General features: G+C 71.9%; 12 protein-coding genes and 1 pseudogene. 9 read left to right on the forward strand and 4 right to left on the reverse strand.

Translation table 11 applies throughout. The features are described 5' to 3' along the window. Window positions 1–216: 216 nt before the first annotated feature. Window positions 217–996: a GntR family transcriptional regulator gene (locus OG747_RS13590; RefSeq protein WP_405879584.1), complete on the reverse strand. Its 780-nt coding sequence runs from the start codon at window positions 994–996 to the stop codon at window positions 217–219. Beyond that, entirely contained in the window at window positions 977–1534 is a 558-nt protein-coding gene (locus OG747_RS13595) for a GntR family transcriptional regulator (RefSeq protein ID WP_405879585.1), read from the reverse strand. Before OG747_RS13595 ends, OG747_RS13590 begins: the two co-directional genes overlap by 20 nt. 159 nt (window positions 1535–1693) lie before the next feature. On the opposite strand from OG747_RS13595, the gene OG747_RS13600 reads away from it, so the two are divergent. Continuing rightward, window positions 1694–2107, forward strand: coding sequence for an ATP-binding protein (locus OG747_RS13600; protein WP_405879586.1), 414 nt, complete (start codon window positions 1694–1696; stop codon window positions 2105–2107). Window positions 2108–2361: 254 nt separating this feature from the next. Here OG747_RS13600 and OG747_RS13605 read toward each other — a convergent pair. Further along, window positions 2362–2717 (reverse strand): annotated as a pseudogene (locus tag OG747_RS13605) (transposase); the annotation flags it as partial. A 388-nt stretch (window positions 2718–3105) separates the two neighbouring features. On the opposite strand from OG747_RS13605, the gene OG747_RS13610 reads away from it, so the two are divergent. From OG747_RS13610 to fxsT, 8 genes are all read left to right on the forward strand, one after another. After that, window positions 3106–3855 (forward strand): metallophosphoesterase, encoded by a 750-nt coding sequence (locus tag OG747_RS13610; protein ID WP_405879587.1) that lies wholly within the window; start codon window positions 3106–3108, stop codon window positions 3853–3855. A gap of 219 nt (window positions 3856–4074) precedes the next feature. Beyond that, the gene (locus OG747_RS13615; protein ID WP_405879588.1) at window positions 4075–5619 is read left to right on the forward strand and encodes an acyl-CoA synthetase; all 1545 of its coding nucleotides are present in this window, start codon (window positions 4075–4077) and stop codon (window positions 5617–5619) included. Further along, complete coding sequence (locus OG747_RS13620; RefSeq protein ID WP_405879589.1) at window positions 5612–6964, forward strand: carboxyl transferase domain-containing protein; 1353 nt, start codon at window positions 5612–5614, stop codon at window positions 6962–6964. Before OG747_RS13615 ends, OG747_RS13620 begins: the two co-directional genes overlap by 8 nt. Window positions 6965–7232: 268 nt before the next feature. Then, complete coding sequence (locus OG747_RS13625; protein ID WP_405879590.1) at window positions 7233–8270, forward strand: rod shape-determining protein; 1038 nt, start codon at window positions 7233–7235, stop codon at window positions 8268–8270. Window positions 8271–8296: 26 nt separating this feature from the next. After that, the gene (locus OG747_RS13630) at window positions 8297–9844 is read left to right on the forward strand and encodes a GAF domain-containing protein (protein ID WP_405879591.1); all 1548 of its coding nucleotides are present in this window, start codon (window positions 8297–8299) and stop codon (window positions 9842–9844) included. 369 nt (window positions 9845–10213) lie between these two features. Next, window positions 10214–12463 carry a radical SAM/SPASM protein FxsBH, inactivated beta-hydroxylase extension form gene (fxsBH, locus tag OG747_RS13635; RefSeq protein ID WP_405879592.1) on the forward strand — a complete coding sequence of 750 codons (2250 nt, stop codon included), beginning with the start codon at window positions 10214–10216 and terminating at the stop codon, window positions 12461–12463. Window positions 12464–12643: 180 nt separating this feature from the next. Continuing rightward, the gene (locus OG747_RS13640; RefSeq protein ID WP_405879593.1) at window positions 12644–14089 is read left to right on the forward strand and encodes a TIR-like protein FxsC; all 1446 of its coding nucleotides are present in this window, start codon (window positions 12644–12646) and stop codon (window positions 14087–14089) included. Further along, complete coding sequence (gene fxsT / locus OG747_RS13645) at window positions 14086–18012, forward strand: FxSxx-COOH system tetratricopeptide repeat protein (RefSeq protein WP_405879594.1); 3927 nt, start codon at window positions 14086–14088, stop codon at window positions 18010–18012. The genes OG747_RS13640 and fxsT overlap by 4 nt, the downstream gene beginning before the upstream one ends. Window positions 18013–18072: 60 nt before the next feature. On the opposite strand, the gene OG747_RS13650 is transcribed toward fxsT, so the two are convergent. Beyond that, the gene (locus OG747_RS13650) at window positions 18073–18963 is read right to left on the reverse strand and encodes an alpha/beta fold hydrolase (protein ID WP_405879595.1); all 891 of its coding nucleotides are present in this window, start codon (window positions 18961–18963) and stop codon (window positions 18073–18075) included. Window positions 18964–19055: the final 92 nt, after the last annotated feature.

Below are 19055 nucleotides of genomic sequence, written 5' to 3' on the forward strand. Positions count from 1 at the left end.
GCCGAGACTACGGGCCCGGCTCGACCGGCGCCACGCTTTCCGAACGATCGTTCCCGGTTCAAGAACGATCGCTCCCAAAGCGAGAAGAGTCGAAGGAGTGATCGAAGAAGGCAACCGCCCGGTCGATGGCCGGAAGTACGTAGGTGTCGTCGTCGTACAGCCCGATGTGGTCGTCGGTGTCGAGCAGGGCAGACGCCGACTCGTCCGGCGTGCGCCTCAGTCGGCGGTGAACTCGTAGCGCAGCTCGTACAAGTGCCCCGCCTTGACCAGGACCGACGCTTCGATGGGCGTTTCGCCGTCGCTGTACACAACGCGTAGCGTGCGCAAAACCGGGAGGTTGCTGGGCAGTCGTAGCGCCCGATACTGCTCCTGGGTGGGAACGCGGGCGGACACCCTGTCCACGCTGAGCCGCGGCGGGTAGCCGAGGTCCGCGAGGAGCGTCGGTGTCCCGCCCTTGATCCGGCGGCGCGTGGTCATCGCGGTGTCGCGGGCGATGTCCAACGGGTAGTAGGACTTGACCAGTTCGACCGGTTCATCGTCGATCAGCAGAAGTTGACAGCGAAGCAGAGCGGTGTCGCCCGGAGTCAGGCGCAAGGCGTCCGCGACATCCGCCGGAGGCACCACCTCCGCCACTTCAAGCAGTTCACTGCGCGCTCCCGCCCCGCCCCTGGACGACTCCGTGACCCAACGGTAGGGCTCACCGCGCTCGGCGGGAGCCATGTAATCGGCCGGCCGGACCGTCTGCTGCCGGTGCTCGCGCACGGTGACGGCGGCGCCCGCCCGCCCGACGACCAGCCGCTCGTCCTTGAGGAGTTGCAGCGCCTTCTGCACGGTGGCGTTCGACGCGTCGAAGCGTGCCTTGAGCTGTACGGTGGACGGCAGCTTGGCCCCCGGCGGCAGATTCCCGCTCATGATGTCGTCGCGCAGATCGGCCGCGATCCGCTCGTGGAGAGAGCGGCGGTCGATGTCTTCGTCCTCAGCTCTGGGCACGGTCACCGATCCTGATCTCGTACCGGAGTTGCTGGCGATGGGCAGGCATGGCCATACGGTCGACCTGGATCGGCCGCCCGTTCCGATCCAGGGTGACCCGGGTCAGCTGCAGGACGGGTTCGTCGTCCGCCGTCCGCAGCACGCCCCGCTCGTCCGCGGTCGGCATGCGGGCCACGACGTCCTCCCGCACGTGAGCTCCCGTATGCCCGAGCTCGGCGAGCAGCGTGACCGCCCCTCCACGGATCTTGGCCGTCGACGCAAGCCGGGTGCCCCGGGCGATGTCGAGGGGGTAGTACGTGTCCGTCAGCTCGCAGGGCTCGTCCGCGAGGTAGATGACGCGTCGGCGTACGACAACCGTCTCAGCCTCGGCCAGGCCCAGCAGCTCCGCGATGCCGGAGGGCGCCGACACCTCGCCAGCGTGCACGACGCGCTGACTGCCCCGCTGTCCCCGCGCTTCGAGCTCCGCGCTCCAGGCGTCCGACTGCCCGTGCTTACGCGGAGTCAGATACGGCATCGAGGTACTGGTCCACTCGCCGGGACTCATGGCGTCCCCTTCCTCACATCCGCGCGCCGCCGAACCTTGCCGCTTTACACAGTAAGCGAGTTGGCGCCGGGAGTCCCTCGAAGGCAACCTTGCTGCTTTTCGTGAATAGCAGTACGGTGCTGAGGGTCGTACAGCTCAGGATCAAGGTGGTGGTTCACCGTGCCCCTGCTACGGCACCGACGGTTCCCGCGGGCACGTGCCTCTGTCCGCGCGGTACGCGAGTTCGCCCTTTCCACGCTCATGGAATGGGGGATCACCGACCGCCAGGACGACATAAGGCTGTGCGTCTCGGAACTCGCCACCAACGCGGTACTCCACGGAGTGCCGCCCGGCAGGCAGTACTTACTCCGTCTGTCCCTGGACTCCAACCTGCTCAAGGTCGAGGTACTGGACAGCGGCGACGGCGACCCTGAAGTCCGCGAGCCCGACGCGGAGGGGTGCGGCGGCCGAGGGCTCTACCTGGTCCAGGAGTTGGCCGACGAGTTCGGCGTCATCGACCACAGCCTGGGCAAAACCGTCTGGGCCGTCTTCAAAGTCGCGGCGGCCCCTGGCACCGAGCATCCGGGCCCGTGAAGGAGTCCGCCAGTACACCGCACAGCGCGTCGAGGGCCGCCGGGTACCCGCGTTCGCTGACCGCCACCTGACAGTTCGCCTGCTTTCCCAAGGCCCCGCAGTACCGACGCTGTTGGCGCATCCGCCGCGGGCGGGGTGCCGGCCGCGGGAATGTGACACTCGCACGGCGAGTGTCACATTCCCGCGGCCGCATATCACCGCCGAACCTCCCGCAGCCTGACGATCAACTGCGGAAGGTTTTCTCCTCAGCGTCAGTACTGGTGGGCAACGGCGACCGACATCTTTCCGTCCTTGGGAAACGACACGTCGTCGACCGCCCGGACATCCGGACCGATCAGCGGCACCATCCGCTGCGCGATCCGCCGCCCCACCAACACCGGATTCCAGGTGGACTGGTTCACGAACTGCTGCGGGTTCTGTTCATTGCCGTCCGGCAGCCGCGAGGCCATGGCCTGGATGGACTTGCGGCGACCGTCCATCATCAGTCTCCGCAGACAGCAGTCGCTCTTGGCCCGCTGGTCCCTCCGCGGCACCGAGGCGAACACATCAGCCACGAATAACGCCGACTTCGCCACTTCGCCCGAACCCGATTCACTTCAGGTGCGTCCACACACCCACCATGCCGCTGAACACGACCGGCAGAAGGACCTAACGGAGTCCTGGTAGATGCGTGACCTTTCCCACACCCACCCCTGGTAGGTGATCCCCCATGCCGAGAAAGCCCCGCCCTCCGTGCTCGGTACCCGGCTGCCCGGAACTGACCACGGGCGGACGCTGCCCCAAGCACGCCAAGGAAGCGGAGCAGCAACGCGGGACAACCACGTCCAAGGGATGCCGAGGCCACCGAGGTCGAGGTGCAGGTCGACTTGTCCGGCCAGCCGCGAACTGGTCCAGTTTTCGGGCATGGGACTGGATCTCAAGTCTGGTCCGGAGGGTTTCCAGGGTCGGTCGCGGGACCAACCCGCCTCCGACGCGACCTCCGACGAAAGGACCCCACCGTGATCGTGATCGCGCACGTCAGCGACCTTCACATCGACAGCGGGCAGCGCAGTGTCGAGCGCGCCCGCGCCGTCATGGCGTATCTGGAAGACCTGCCCTACGACCTGGACGCCGTTCTCGTCACAGGAGACATCGCCGACCACGGGCTGCCGTCCGAGTACGAGCAGGCCGGCCGGCTCCTCGCCTCCCGGCACCCGGTCCTGGTCTGCCCCGGCAACCACGACGAACGCGCCGCGTTCCGCGCGCACCTGCTCGGGGTTCCGCCCGCGCCGGGGCCGGTCAACCAGGTCCACCACGCACCCGGCTTCGTGCTCGCCCTGTGCGATTCCTCCGTGCCGGGCAAGGACCACGGCCACCTCGCCGACGAGACCCTGAGCTGGCTGGACGATGTACTGACGAAGGCCACGGCTCCGGTCCTGGTCGCCTTCCACCACCCTCCGGCCACGCTCAACATGCCCTACGTGGACGGCATCCGCCTCGTCGACGAGCACCGCCTCGCCGACCTGGCCGCCCGCCACCCCCGCCTCACCGCCTTCCTGACCGGCCACGCCCACACCCCGGCGGCCACCACCTTCGCCGGCCGCCCCCTCCTGGTCGCCCCCGGCGTCGTCTCCACCAGCCGCCTCCCGTGGGAACACCGCGCCCATCCGGACGACCACGTCCACCTGGACCTGCCGCCCGCGCTCGCGTTCCACGTGCTGGACGAGGAGGGACGGCTCACCACCCACTACCGGACCGTCGCCGTGTGACCTTCGCAACGGGGTCGAGGGCCTCCTCGGCGTGATCGAGGTCGCCGACGCGTGGCCGGAACGGTCCACCTGGCCTCAGGAAGGCGAAGAACTGCCCGTTCCGGTCCGCCGCATCGATCTCAGGCAACGGCGGGTTTCCCTCGCCCTGGTGTAGGAACGGTTCTGACTGTCACCGGCAGAACGTCCTCCAGCAGGTCCCTACGGCAAGGAGTACCCCGCGTGTCCTCCCTCTTCCCCGCCCTGGTCAGCGGCTCGACCGCACGGCGGCCCGCCCTGCGTTTCGGCGACCGGTCCCTGACGTACGCGCAGCTCGCCGCCTCTGCGGGCGCCCTGGCCGCGCGGCTCGACGGCCGGGGAAGGGTCGCCGTGTGGGCGACCCCGTCCCTGGAGACCGCCGTCGGGGTCGTCGCCGCGCTGCTCGCCGGGGTGCCCGCCGTGCCGCTCAACCCCAAGTCGGGGGAGGGTGAGCTGGGGCACATCCTGTCCGACAGCACGCCGTCGCTGGTACTGGCCGAGCCGGGCCTCGAACTCCCGCCAGCCGTACGTGACGTGGAGCGCGTCGACGTCCAGGCGCTCGCGACCGGTTCGGACACCCCCGCGCGCCCCGCCGAGCCGGACGACCCCGCCGCCCCCGCCCTCGTCGTCTACACCTCCGGCACCACCGGCCCGCCCAAGGGTGCCGTCGTCCCGCGCCGCGCCATCGCCTCGACCCTGGACGCGCTGGCCGACGCCTGGCAGTGGACCGGCGACGACGTACTCGTACACGGGCTGCCGCTCTTCCATGTGCACGGGCTGATCCTGGGCATCCTCGGACCGCTGCGGCGCGGCGGGGCGGTGCGGCATCTGGGGCGGTTCAGCGCGGAGGGCGTGGCGCGGGAGCTGGGCGAGGGCGCGACGATGCTGTTCGGAGTGCCGACGATGTACCACCGGCTCGCCGAGGCACTCCCCCAGGACCCCGAACTCGCCAAGGCGCTCGGGCGGGCGCGGCTGCTCGTCTCCGGTTCCGCCGCGCTTCCGGTGCACGACCACGAGCGGATCACGGCCGCGACCGGGCGCCGGGTCATCGAGCGGTACGGCATGACGGAGACCCTCATGAACACGAGCGTGCGGGTGGACGGGGAACCCCGGCCCGGAACCGTCGGGGTCCCGCTGCCCGGCGTCGACCTGCGGCTCGTCGAGGAGGACGGGACGACGATCGCCTCGTACGACATCGATGGCACCCCCACGGGCGCGTACGACGGCGAGCGCGTCGGCGAGATCCAGGTCCGCGGGCCGAACCTCTTCACCGAGTATCTGAACAGGCCCGACGCCACCGCCGCCGCGTTCACCGACGACGGCTGGTTCCGCACCGGCGACATGGCGGTCATCGACCCCGACGGCTCCGTACGCATCGTCGGCCGCAAGGCCACCGACCTGATCAAGAGCGGCGGCTACAAGATCGGCGCCGGCGAGATCGAGAACGCGCTGCTGGAGCATCCGGCGGTGCGCGAGGCCGCCGTCACCGGTGAGCCCGACGCGGATCTCGGCGAGCGGATCGTGGCGTGGATCGTCCCCGGCGATCCCCAATCCCCGCCGTCCGCCGATGAGTTGGCGGACCACGTGGCGCGCCGCCTCGCCCCGCACAAACGCCCGCGTGTCGTGCGCTTCCTCACGTCGCTGCCCCGCAACGACATGGGCAAGATTCTCAAGCGAGCCCTTCCTGACGCCCTTCCTGACGCCCTCACGAACGGCCCTGAGAAGAATGGCCCCCTCACGCATGACTGAGCGTTTCTCCGCCCGCGAGGCCATCGCCCTGGCCACCGACGAGTTCAGTGAACTACCCGTCCCGATAAGGATGTTCAAGCCCGATGGCCCGCTGTCCTGGCAGGGGTACGACGACTCGCGCCGCCGCGCCACCACCCGTACCGGCGAGGACGAGTCGGTGGTCTGCGGCAGCGCCGTCATCGGCGCCACCCGCGCCGTACTGATCGCCTTCGAGTTCGGCTTCCTCGGCGGCTCGCTCGGCGAGCGCACGGGCGACCGTATCGAGGCGGCGTACACCTACGCCCGTGAGCACCGCCTCCCCGTCGTCTCGCTCGTCGCGACGGGCGGCAGCCGGATGCAGGAGGGCATGCTCGCGCTCACCCAGCTCCAGCGCGTGGCACGGCAGTCGGCGCTCGCCCGGGAGGCGGGGCTGCCGCAGCTCGCCGTGTTGCGGGACCCGACGACGGGCGGGGGCTGGGCGACGCTCGGCGCGGGTGCCGACGTGACCCTGGCGCTGCCCGGCGCCCAGGTGGGCTTCGCCGGCTCCCGGGTCCGTCCGCCCGGCGCGGACCCGGCGGCGTACACGGCCGAGGCCCAGGTGGCGGCGGGCGCGGTGGACGCCGTCGTACGGCCCGAGGAGCTGCGGGAGACGCTGGCGCTGTGGCTGGGGCTGCTCACCAGCCCCTCCGCCAAGGCCGTCCCTCCCCCGCCCGCCCTCGGCACCCCCGCCCTCCCCGCCACCGGCTGGGACGCCGTCCAGCATGCCCGTTCCCCCGAACGCCCCCGGGCCGCCGCCTACTTGGACGCCCTCTTCACGCGCCGCGCCGCGATCAGCGGCGACCGCTGCGGAGGCACCGACGACGGCATGCTGTGCGGCTTCGGCTCCGGCTCCGGTTCCGGGCCCGGAGGGCGGACCGTGGCGTACGCGGCCCAGTGCGGGACCGCGACCCGCCCCGCCGGATACCGCACCGCCGCCCGGCTGATCCACCTCGCCGACCGGCTCGGCATCCCCGTACTGACGTTGGTGGACACCCCGGGCGCCGCCAATGACGCGGAGGCCGAGCGGCAGGGCGCGGGTTCCGCGATCGCGGATCTGTTCGCCGCGGTGGCCACCGCCCGTACGCCGGTCACCACGCTGGTGATCGGCGAGGGCGGCTCGGGCGGCGCGCTCGCGCTGGCCTCGCCCGGTAACACCTGGGCCACCCCGGACAGCTACTTCTCCGTCATCGCGCCGGAGCTCGCGGCGGCGATCCTCAAGCGGCCCGCGAGCGAGGTTCGTGCCACGGCGGACCACCTCCGCATCCGCCCGCAGGACTTGCTGGACCTGGGTGTGATCCGGGGCATCGTCGAGTACCCGGGGCACTGAAGACGGAACCTGGCGGGAGGCTGCCCTGGCGGCTTTCCGCCAGGGCGAACGGCGACCGGTACGCGCCCCCTGGCCCCCTACCTCCGAGGGCGCCACCTCCGAGGGCCCCGGATTCTCCCTCATCCCCTCATCCCCTCAGCAAGACCACCCGTCCAGCGGCACCCCAGCCGGCCCCCCACAAAAGGCGCCTCGTCCCTCTCCCCCACACGATGCGAGTAAGGACCGCCGCCCGGCGGAGCCAGACGGTCTGCTCTCGGGAGGACCTGCCATGACCGCCAGTCTGGAGCAGCTGCGCCGCTGCCACTTCGCCGTCGACCTGGGCGCGGCCCGGACCCGGGTGTATGTGAAGGGCGCGGGACTCGTCGTCGACCAGCCGAGCGTCGCCGCGATCAACACGAAGACCGGTGCGCTGATCGCGGTCGGCGAGTTCGCGGAGAAGATGACGGGCCGCACCCCCGACTACATCCGGGTCATGCGGCCGGTGTCCGGCGGTACGGTCGTCGACATCGAGATGGCCCAGCGCATGCTGCGCCAGCTGCTCGGCGACAAGGTCCGCCGTGCCCTGCGCCGCAAACCCCGGCTGCGCGCCGCGGCCTGCACCCCGCACGACGCGGACCCGCTGGCACAGCGCGCCGCGATCGAGACGCTGGTCGGGCTGGGGGCACGGCGGGTCGAGCTGGTCGACACACTGATCGCCGCCGCCGTCGGGTGCGGGCTGCCCGTCGAGCTGCCCGAGGCCACCATGATCATGGTGTGCGGGGCCGCCGCCACCCAGGTCGCCGTGCTGTCGCTGGGGTCCATCGTGACCGCCGAGCGCATCCCGGTGGGCGGCGAGGCCGTCGACCACGCGATCGTGCAGCACCTGCGGCATCACCACGAGTTGATGCTGCCGTCGCAGTCCGTACGGCCGCTGCAGCTCGCCCTGTCCGGGAACGGGCTCACCCCGCACGGCCCGGCCTCGACGGAGATCCACGGGCGGGACGTGGCGACCGGCCTCGCCCGTTCCGTGCGGGTCGACACCGCCGCCGTGCGCGACGCCATCCAGACCCCGCTGACCGCCGTACTCGACGGCATCGGGAAGGTGCTGCGCGTCTGCCCACCCGACCTGGTGGCCGACCTCGTCGACCGCGGGATCATGATGGTCGGGGGGAGCGCCCTGCTCCCGGGGCTCGACCAGATGCTGCGGCAGGCGACGGGCATGCCGGTGCACATCGCCGAACGGCCCGACGTGTGCGCGGTGCAGGGCCTGGGCTACATGCTGGAGGGCAAGATCGAGCCGCTGGGCCTGGACCCGCTGGCGAACTGACGGCCGGGACCCGGAAGAGTCCCGTGATGCCCGATCCCGATCCCGATCCCGATCCCGATCCCACCCACGCCCCCGCCCCCGCCCCCGACTCCGGCGTTCCCGATCCCGTCCCCCGCCTGCCGGCCCTCCTGGAAGCCGTCCTCAGCGTCGGCACCGACCTCGAACTGCGGGCCACGCTCCAGCGCATCGTGGACGCCGCGGCCGAGCTGACGGGGGCCCGGTACGCGGAGCTCGACATGGTCGAGGCGGAACAGGACGGACTCGTGGAGATCCGTACCGCCGACCTGCCCGAGCACGCGGCGGCGAGGCGGTCGAAGGACACCCTGGCCGTCCCGATCAGCGTCGACGACGAGGTGTTCGGCAATCTGTACCTCGCCCAGAAGCACGGCGGTCCGTTCACGGACGAGGACGAGCGGCTGCTGCGGGTGCTCGCGGCCCAGGCCGGCACGGCGATCGGCAACGCCCGGCTGTACGAGACGGCCCGGCAGCGCGAGCGCTGGATCGAGGGCGCGGCGGCCGTCACCACCGCGCTGCTCACCGGCGAGAATGCCACCGACGCGCTGATGACCGTCGCCGAACGGGCCCGGCTCCTCGCCGACGCCTCGGCGGGTGTCATCCTCCAGCCCACCGAGGAGGGCGGCATGGAGATCGTGACCGCCTCCACGCTCGACGACCCCGGTGACCTCGTCGGCACCACGATCGAGCCGGGCAGCCCCGTCCTGGAACCACTCCTGGGCGGTGAACCGGTGTTCATCGACGACTCGGCGACCGACCCGCGGATGACCACGCGCGTACGGCACCGGTTCGGGCCGAACATGATGCTGCCGCTCCAGGCGGGCGGCCGCCTGATCGGCACGCTCGCCCTGCCCCGCCGGCGCGGCGACCGGCCGTACAGCACGGTGGAGCGATTGCTCGCCACGCAGTTCGCCTCGCAGGCCGCGCTGGCGCTGGTCCTCGCGGACGCCCAGCACAGCCGGGAGCGGCTCGCGGTCTACGAGGACCGCGACCGGATCGCCCGCGACCTGCACGACCTGGTCGTCCAACGGCTGTTCGCGACCGGCATGATGCTGGAGTCCGCACAGCGCCGCAGCGCGGGCGCCACCGCCGGCGGCGATGCCCGTGCCCATGCCGATGTCGATGCCGATGCCGTGCACGCGACCCTCGGCCGGGCCGTCGACGAACTCCAGTCCACCATCCAGGAAGTCCGCACGGCGATCTTCGCGCTCCAGCAGCCACCGGCCGACGCCCCCACCACCTTCCGCGGCAGGGTGCTGCGCGAGACGGCGGGCGCGGCGGCCGTGCTGGGATTCCAGCCGTCCACCCAGTTCACCGGCGCGGTGGAGAGCCGTGTCCAGGAGCCCGTCGCCGGCCAACTGCTCGCTGCGCTGCGCCGGGCGCTGGCCGCCGCGTCGCGCCGCTCCGGGGTGTCCCGCATCGAGGTCACGGTCGACGCGACGGCGGCCCTTCCCGACGGGCGGCCCGGGCTCCGGCTGACGGTCTTCGACGACGGCGCCCCGGAACATGGCGGGAAGGGCGGGGCGGGTACGACAGTCACCTGGCAGGCACCTCTGTGAGGCCCGCTGTCATGCCCACAGCCTTGCCCACAGCCTTGCCCACAGCCTTGCCTCTGGCATGGCCGGGATTCGCCCAGGGCGGCCGCCGCCGTATTGCTCGCACGCGAAGTCAGCGGTATTCCTGGGATCAAGCGGTTGCCTTTCTGCTCGTGGCGGCCGTGCCCCCGAAGTCCCCGATGAAAGCGGTGAAATGAATCCTTCGGTGACGCCGACGACGCTTTCCTCGTCCGCCCCCCGGCCCCCGCGCAGGCGCCACACGCGCCTGTCGGCGATCGACCCGCACGCACCCGCCGCGGTGCGGTCCGCCGACCGCGTGGCGGACGTTCCCGGAAGGCGTCCGGCCCCGCTCCCCACCTTCAACTCGGCAGTGTGAACGGCGCTGCCCCGCTCCGACAACTCGTTCTGAAGGTCCACAGCAGATGTGACCTCGCCTGCGATCACTGTTATGTCTACGAGCACGCCGACCAGAGCTGGAAAGGGCGCCCGGCCTTCATTTCCGAGGAAACGCTCGCCGCGGTCGCCCATCGTTTCGCCGCCTATGCGGAAGCACGGGAACTCCCTTCCGTTTCCGTGATCCTGCTCGGCGGCGAACCCCTTCTCGTGGGTCCCGCCCGGATGAGGAATATCTGTGCGGAACTCACCCGTGCCCTTTCCCCGGTCACCTCGCTCGATCTCCACATTCACACCAATGGTGTGCGGCTCGACACCCGTCAGCTCGACGTGTTCCGGGAGTTCGACGTCAAGGTCAGCGTCTCGCTCGACGGGGACCGCGCCGCCAACGACCGGCACCGGCTCGACCGCGGCCGGCGCAGCAGTTACGACCGGGTGCTGCGTGCGATCGACCTGTTGCGTACCCCCGAGTACCGGCATCTCTACAGCGGTCTGCTGTGCACCGTGGACGTGGCCAACGACCCCGTCGCGGTGCACGACGCGCTGGCCGCGCTCGACCCGCCCCGGATCGACTACCTGCTTCCGCACTCCACCTGGGACAGCCCGCCGCCCAGACCGCCGAACGCCCCGACCGCGTACGCCGACTGGCTGCTGAGGATCTTCGACCACTGGGACCGGCAGGGCCGCACGGTGCCGGTGCGGACCTTCGAATCCGTGCTCAGCACCCTGCGCGGCGGCCCGAGCACGACGGAGGCGCTGGGGCTGGCCCCGAGCGACCTCGCGGTGGTGGAGACCGACGGCAGTTACGAGCAGGCGGACTCGCTGAAGACCGCCTACGACGGCGCCCCCGCGACCGGTTACGACGTCTTCCGGCACACCTTCGAGGAGGTGGCGGGGCATCCCGGCGTACGCGCGCGGCAGCTCGGTATCGACGGGGTCAGCGACACCTGCCGCCGCTGCCCGGTGGTCGCGTCCTGCGGCGGAGGGCTGTACGCGCACCGGTACAGCGGCGAACGCGGCTTCGACAATCCGTCCGTCTTCTGTGCCGACCTGCGCGCCTTCGTCGACGGGGTCGCCGAGCGGATCACCGACCGCACTCTCAGCCCGGCCGTGTTCGACCAGGACGAACTCCGTTTCGCGGGGGCCGAGTCGGACCGGCACACGCTCTCCGTCATCGCGGCCCGGCACGCCGGTGAGCCGGACTGGGACGCGGTGTGGCGCGCCCTCCTGGACCTCGACGGGACGCCGGAGACCGCGCCACACCTGGACGAGATCCTCGCCCACCCCTATCTGCACACCCTGCTCAAGCACTGTCTGCACGGCCGGAGCACCGCTCCCGCGCCCCTGGCGGCGGCGGTCGTCGCGGCGGCGGTCCGCGCGCGCACCTCCCTGCGGCTCGCCTGGGACCAGCCCGCCCCGGCGCTGTACCTCCCGACCCTGGGCACCCTGACCCTCCCGGGGCCCGGCCGCGTCCGGGTCACCGTGACGGCGGGCCGCCCGCGCGTGCGTACCGAGGACGGCCGGACGTACGCCCCCGAGGCCACTCCCGAAGGGCTCCCCGAAGGCCTCCCCGCGGCCACCCCCGCCGTATGGCGCCCCTTGACAAGTGCGGTCCTCGGCCCCGGCGCACCGCCCGTGGTCGTCGACGACGCCGATCCCCTGCGGGACTGCTACCCCGTGCCCGTAGCCCCGACCCTGGCCCCCGCCGACCTCGACCGGTTCACCGAGCGGCTGCGGGCGGCGTGCGCGCTGCTGTACGAGCGCGAGCCCGCACCGCGCGACGGCGTCCCCGCGCTCCTCGCCACCTCGGTCGCCAGGGTCACCTCGGTCACCACGACCACCACGGTCACCCCGCTCGCGGCGGGCACCGGAGTGCGGCTCGGCGCGCACGGTCTCGGCGCGCTGGGGGTGGCCGTCGACATCGAGCCCGAGGAGTTCGTCCGGGCGCTGCCCCGCGCCGCCCGGCTCGCCCGCCTCACCGCCCTGCGCGAGACGACCGACCTGAACGTGCCGGGCAATCTCGCCGGACGCCTCCTGGACGAGGCGAGCGACGCGCTCGGCAACGCCTCCTACTGGGCAGGCGATCCCGTGGCCCGGGCGGCGGCGCTGGAGCGCGCGGGCCGTGCCCTGGTGGAGCTGGCCGCCCTGCCGGAGCATGAACTGACCCCGACCGGCGAGGTGTTGGCCGGGGAACTGCGGGCCGAGTGGGCCGGCCACCACCATGGCTGATCCCGTGCCCGCCCGCACGCCGGAAAGATCAAGCCACAAGATGTCCGGATATCACCGCTGATTGACGTGAAACAAATGACCCGTGCGGGTCGGTGGTCGGGAAGATTATTGGTTCCCGCCGAATGCGCCACCGGCGGGAACGGGGCGAGGGTTCATCCACAGGCAGGGGGACGTGTGGACATGCCCGATCGGGACACGGACAACCGGCCGTACTTCTTCCTGAGTTATGCGCACACTCCCGCCTGGGGGCCGGACGGCGGGGACCCCGATCACTGGGTGCACACGTTCTTCACGGCGCTGTGCGACCGCGTCACGGCGCTCACGGACCTGCCCGCCGGTGCCCCCGCCGGTTTCATGGACCGGCAGACACGACCGGGCGACGGTTGGCCCAAGCGGCTCCGTGAGAACCTCGCGACCTGCCGGGTGTTCGTGCCGCTGTTCTCGCCGCGCTATTTCACCAGCGAGAGCTGCGGGCGGGAGTGGTCCGCGTTCCACGAGCGCAGGGTGTGGGCGCGCGCCACCGGTTCCGGGACCGTTCCGGTCCTGTGGACGCACATCGCCGAGGACCGGCTCCCCGACTCCGTACGCCACCTCCACGTCGATCACTCCGTCTTCGGGGTCCGTTACGCGGCGGGCGGGATCTACGGGCTGATCAAACTCGACCGGTTGCACGACGAGTACGAGGAGACCGTGCTGGGCCTGGCCCGCCGGATCGTGCGGATCGCGCACGAGTCACCGGTGCCGCCCGGCCGGCTCCCGTCGTACGAGCACACGCCGAGCGCGTTCACCCCGCGCGACCAGGGTCCGCCGCGCCTCGACGCGGGCCCGCGGCACATCCATCTGACCGTGGCGGCCCCCACCCGGCAGAGCATCCCCGAGCACCGTGACGCCCGCCCGTACGGCGAGGACGCCCGTGACTGGAACCCGTACCACTCCGAGTCGGCCCGCCCGCTGTCCGCGCTCGCCGAAGAGCTGATCCGCTCCCTCGACTACCTGATCACGGTGTCCTCCTTCGACGACGAGGGCACCCGCGAGGGCGGGGGCAAGAACGGGGACGAGGACACCGGCGAGGGCAAGGGCGGGGACACAGGCGGGGACAGCGGCCGGGACGGGGGCGAGGACAGGGCCGGGAACACGGCCGGGGACATGGGCTGGGGCAGCGGCGGGAGTCCGGCCGCGGGCGACCCCGACAAGGCGCCGCCCGACCACCCCCGCATCCTCCTCGTCGACCGCTGGGCGCTCACCGACGAGACACGGCGGCGCAGGCTCGCGGCGTTCGACGCCGGCGCCCGCCCCTGGGTCGGCGTGATCGTCCCCTGGAACCAGGCCGACACCCAGTGCCACGGCGACGAGGGCCGACGGCTCACGGCGGAGCTGGAGCGCACCCTGCCGCTGATCCTGGACCGGGGCCGGCGCACCGACTGCCGGGTCGCGGTCAACGGCGTCCCCACCCTGAAGGCCTTCACCGACGTCCTTCCCGCCGTGGTCGCGCACGCGACCCGGCAGTACCTCAAGCACGCCGAGGCCCATCCGCCGCCGGGGCCGCCGACCCCCCGGCCCCGTCTGACGGGCCCCACCCACTCGCCGTACCGCGCAGGCGGAGCAGACCCCGGAGGAGAAGCATGACGGCCGCGCCGGACGGACGCATCATCACGTTCTACTCGTACAAGGGCGGCACCGGCCGCACCATGGCCCTGGCCAACACGGCGTGGATCCTCGCCGCCAACGGCAGGAGCGTACTGGCCGTCGACTGGGACCTGGAGGCACCGGGCCTGCACCGCTTCTTCCACCCCTTCCTCGACCCCAACGCGCTCGCGGCCACCACCGGTGTCATCGACATCATCAACGACTACGCCTGGGCCGCGACCACCGGAACCCAGCGCTCCGGCGCCTGGCACCTCGACTACGCGCGCGTCGAGCGGCACGCGCTGTCGCTGACGCCCGAGCGCCTCGGGCTGCGCTTCCCGGACGGCGGCTCGCTCGACTTCCTCTCCGCGGGGCGCCAGGACCGCTCGTACTCCGCGACCGTGTCGTCCTTCGAATGGGACAACTTCTACGAGCGGCTGGGCGGCGGGCTCTTCCTCGACGCGCTGCGCGACGACATGAAGGCCTCGTACGACTACGTCCTGATCGACAGCCGCACCGGGCTGTCGGACAACGCCGACATCTGCACCATCCAGATGCCCGACACGGTCGTGGACTGCTTCACCTTCAGCGACCAGTCGATGGACGGCGCGGCGGCGGTGGCCCGCAGCATCGAGGACGACCACCGCAAGCGCAAGATCCGGGTGCTGCCGGTACCCATGCGCATCGACGAGGGCGAGAAGGAGAAGGCCGACGCGGGACGGGCGCTGGCCCGGCTGAAGTTCGACGGCCTGCCCAAGGGGCTCGGCCCCGAGGAGCTGACCGCGTACTGGGGCGCCGTCGAGATCCCCTACCGACCGTACTACGCGTACGAGGAGACCCTCGCCACCGTCGGCGACGAGAGCGGGATCACCAACTCGCTGCTGTCCGCCTTCGAACGGCTCACCGCCGTCATCTCGGACGGCGCGGTCACCTCGCTGCCGCCGGTGCCGGAGCAGGTACGGCTGCGCTGCCGCGACGCGTTCCTGCGCCGTCGGCCGATGGCGACCGCGGCCGACGTCCTCATCGCCTACGCGCCGGAGAACCGCATGTGGGCCGACTGGGTCGCGGCGCTGCTGGGGCGCGTCGGCTGCCAGGTCACCTCGCACGACATCTCGACCGGGCCCGTGGAGCGGCCGGACTCGGCGACGCGCAGCCTCGTCCTGCTGTCGAACGGCTTCCGCAAGTCCCGCTACGCCGACCTCGTCTGGCGCACCCTCACCCAAGCCGACTCCGACAGAGACACCCCGCGCGGCACCACCCTCCCGCTACGCGTCGACGAGGTGCGGCTGCCCGGGTCCTACCTCGACCACAACCCGCTCGACCTGCACCGGCTCGGCGAGGCCCAGTGCGTCACGGCGCTGCTGCAGGCCCTGGAACTGCCCGGCCGGCCCCCGGAGAGCGACCCCTCGGGCCCGCGGTTCCCCGGCAACACCCCGGCGATCTGGAACGCGCCCCAGCGCAACTACAGCTTCACCGGCCGCAATTCCGTCCTGGACCGGGTCCGCGAGCAGCTCAGCAGCGGTATCTCCGTCGTCCTGCCGCAGCCGCAGGCGCTGTTCGGGCTCGGCGGCGTCGGCAAGACACAGGTGGCGCTGGAGTACGTGTACCGGTTCATGGCCGACTACGACCTGGTGTGGTGGATCTCCGCCGAGCAGTCGGACCTCGTCGTGGCCTCGCTCGCCGAACTCGCCGACCGCATCGGCGCACCGGGCGGCGAGGACCTGACACTGGCCAGCCAGGAGGCCCTGCAGATGCTGGCGCGCGGGCTGCCGACCAAGCGCTGGCTGCTGGTCTTCGACAACGCCGACGACCCCGAGCAGCTCACCCCCTACTTCCCGGCCGGAGGCGGCGGGCACATCCTCGTCACCTCGCGCAACCAGGCCTGGGCGCAGCAGGTGGAGTCGCTGCCGATCGACGTGTTCCTGCGCGAGGAGAGCCTGGAGCACCTCACCCGGCGGGCTCCGGGGCTCGCCACCGAGGAGGCCGACCAGGTGGCGACCGCGGTGGGCGACCTGCCGCTGGCGGTGGAGGTGGCGGCGGCCTGGCTGGCCGAGACGGCCACCCCGATCGAGGACTATCTGCTGCAGCTGGCCGAGCAGACCACCGAGGTGCTGAGCGTCAACCAGCCCGCCAACTATCCGCAGACCGTGGCCGCGACCTGGAACGTCTCCATCGCCCGGCTGCGGGAACGCTCCCCGGCCTCGGTGCGGCTGCTCCAGCTGTGCGCCTTCCTCGCGCCCGAGCCGATCTCCTCGCGTCTGCTCTACAGCAAGGAGATGATCGACGCCCTCAAGCCGTACGACCCCGACCTGCAGGAGAGTCTGATGCTGGGCCGGGTCATCCGGGAGATCGGCCGGTTCGCGCTCGCCAAGGTCGACCAGGTCACCGACAGCATCCAGGTGCACCGCCTGGTGCAGTCCGTGATCCGCTCCCAGCTCGACGACGCGGAGCAGCAGGAGGCACGGCACGTCGTGCACACCGTCCTGTCGGGTGCCCGCCCCACCAGCGACGAGCCCATCGACGACCCGGAGAACTGGCCGCGCTTCGCCCTCATCTGGCCGCACCTCGCCGCGTCGCGCGCGGACAACTGCACCAACCCGGAGACCCGCCGGCTCTTCATCGACCGCGTCCGCTATCTGTGGAAGCGCGGCGAGCTCTCGGGCGCCCAGGAGCTCGCCGAGGATCTGCTGTCGCGCTGGGAGGCGACGCTCGGCGCGGACGACGTGCAGTACCTGTATCTGCGCTGCCAGCTCGCCAACGTGCTGCGTTCACAAGGGCGTTACGTCAGGGCCCGGGAGATCGACACCGAGGTGCTGGAGCGCCAGCGCAGGGTGCTGGGGGCCTCGCATCCGCACACCTACGTCACCACGTCCAGCCTCTCCAGCGACCACGCGGCGCTCGGCGAGTACCAGACCGCGGTCGAGCTGGCCCGCGAGGCGCACGACGGTTTCAGCCAGATCTTCCACGAGTCGCACCGCCGCACCCTCAACTCCGCCAACAACCTCGCGCTCGCGCTGAGCATGGTCGGCCGCTACGCCGAGGCGCGCGTCCTCGACCAGGAGACCCTCGACCGGCGTCTGGAGGTCCTCGGCCCCGACCACCCCTCCACCCTCGCCTCGGCCGCCCGGCTGGGCCGCGACCTGCGGGAGGTCGGCCGGTACGCGGAGTCGGTGTCCCTGCTCTCGCGCACCTACGACTCCCACAAGCGGCTGCTGGGCAAGGACTACCCCGGGACGCTGAGCTGCGCCAAGTCGCTCGCCGTGTCGCTGCGCCGGGTGGGACAGTTCGAGGACGCCCGGCGGCTGACGACGGCGACCCGCGCGCAGTACCGCGCCCTGCCCGGGGAACCGACGCCGGAATCGCTGGCCTGCGACCTGAACATGGCCGCCGACCTGTACGCCGCCGACGAGCGGGAGGCCGCGCGCGAGGTGGCCCAGGAGGCGCTGGCCAAGTACGTGAAGGTGCCGGGCGAGTTCCACCCGTACGCCCAGGCCGCGCTCAACAATCTGGGGATCTTCCACTGGGGCTGCGGGGACACCGAGGAGGCGGAGAGCGCGTTCCGCCAGGTGCTGCCGCAGATGGCTCAGCTGCTCGGTGAACAGCACCCTCACACCATGTTCACCGGTATCAATTACGCCAATGTCCTCGCCCAGCGGGGACGTCTCGACGAAGCCCTGGAACTGGAGGAGAACGCCCTGGTCACGCTGCGTACGGCGCTCGGAACGCATCACCCGGAGACGCTGGCCGTCCTCGCCAACTCCGCGCTGACGCTGGCCGCGCTGGGCCGCGAGGACGAGGCTCGCCGACGGCGCGCCGAGGCCCTGGCGGAGCTGCGCTCCCTGCTCGGCGAGGAGAACAGCATGGCGCAGGCGGCGCGGGACGAGAGGCGCATCTACCGGGATCTGGAGCCGCTGGCGGTGTGACCGGCGGCCACGGTATGCGGGAGGCGGGCGCGGCACGCGGGTCGGGCGCAGGGGGCGCGTTCACCGGGGTGCCGGCCAGCCGGAGGACTCCGCGAGCAGCCAGTTCAGCACCTTGGGCAGCACCGGCAGGGCCGCGAAGTGGGCCGCGGTGGGCTCGACGACGACCGTCGCGTGAGGGATGCGCTCGGCGAGCCAGGAGGCGTGGGACGCCGGTGAGAAGACGTCCTGAGCGCCGTGCCAGAGCAGCACCGGCACCTTGATCCCGGCCGGGTCGAAACCCCAGGGTTCGGTCAGGGCGAGGACGTCGTCGATCCAGCCGTACGGCGAAGTGCGCAGCGCCTCCTGGTAGTTGCGCAGCAGCATCGCGCGTATGCCGGTGTCCGAGACGATCTGCCGGTCGCCGTCGGTGAGGTCGTGGCGCAGCTCACCGAGGAGCCGCGCGGGGTCCTGACGGATGGCGGCGGAGCGCGGGATCAGCCAGGACACGAACCCCTCGGGGTCGGTGAACGCCGCGCGGAACTCCTCGACGTTGGACGGCGCCATCCCCGCGAACCAGTCCAGCCCCTCGGCGTCCCGCGGCGCGAGCCCCACCAGCGCCGCCGCCCGCGTCACCCGGTCCGGCAGCAGCGCGGCACAGGCCAGGGCGTGCGGGGCGCCGCCGGAGCGGCCCACGACCGCGAACCGCTCCACTCCGAGGGTGTCGGCGACGGCGACCACGTCCGTCACGACGTCCGCGACCCGGCGTCCCTCCTGGCGGTCGGAACCCCCGTACCCGGGGCGGTCGTAGCTGATGAGCCGGGTGCCGCGCTGATAGAGGAACATGGGGCGCGGTCTGGGGCCGACCCGGCTGCCGGGTGTGCCGTGCAGCAGGAACACCGGGCGTCCGCACGGATCGCCCGAGACGTCGACCCGCAGGAGCCGCCCGTCCGCCGTCCGTACCTGGTCAGACACAGCGCTCTCTCTCCCTCCGTCCGGCGGACCCGGGGCAAACGCTGCCCGGACCCTGCCCACGAGCCCGTGCCACAAAACGATTGCGCAGGTCA

Source organism: Streptomyces sp. NBC_01384 (assembly GCF_045040035.1).
In the GTDB taxonomy this organism is placed as follows: Bacteria; Actinomycetota; Actinomycetes; order Streptomycetales; family Streptomycetaceae; genus Streptomyces.

Excerpts from the sequence above, each read along its gene's own strand:
- OG747_RS13640 (WP_405879593.1), top strand. The coding sequence starts at position 12,644 with ATGCCCGATCGGGACACGGACAACCGGCCGTACTTCTTCCTGAGTTAT.
- OG747_RS13595 (WP_405879585.1), bottom strand. The coding sequence starts at position 1,534 with ATGAGTCCCGGCGAGTGGACCAGTACCTCGATGCCGTATCTGACTCCG.
- OG747_RS13625 (WP_405879590.1), top strand. The coding sequence starts at position 7,233 with ATGACCGCCAGTCTGGAGCAGCTGCGCCGCTGCCACTTCGCCGTCGAC.
- fxsT (WP_405879594.1), top strand. The coding sequence starts at position 14,086 with ATGACGGCCGCGCCGGACGGACGCATCATCACGTTCTACTCGTACAAG.
- OG747_RS13630 (WP_405879591.1), top strand. The coding sequence starts at position 8,297 with ATGCCCGATCCCGATCCCGATCCCGATCCCGATCCCACCCACGCCCCC.
- OG747_RS13620 (WP_405879589.1), top strand. The coding sequence starts at position 5,612 with ATGACTGAGCGTTTCTCCGCCCGCGAGGCCATCGCCCTGGCCACCGAC.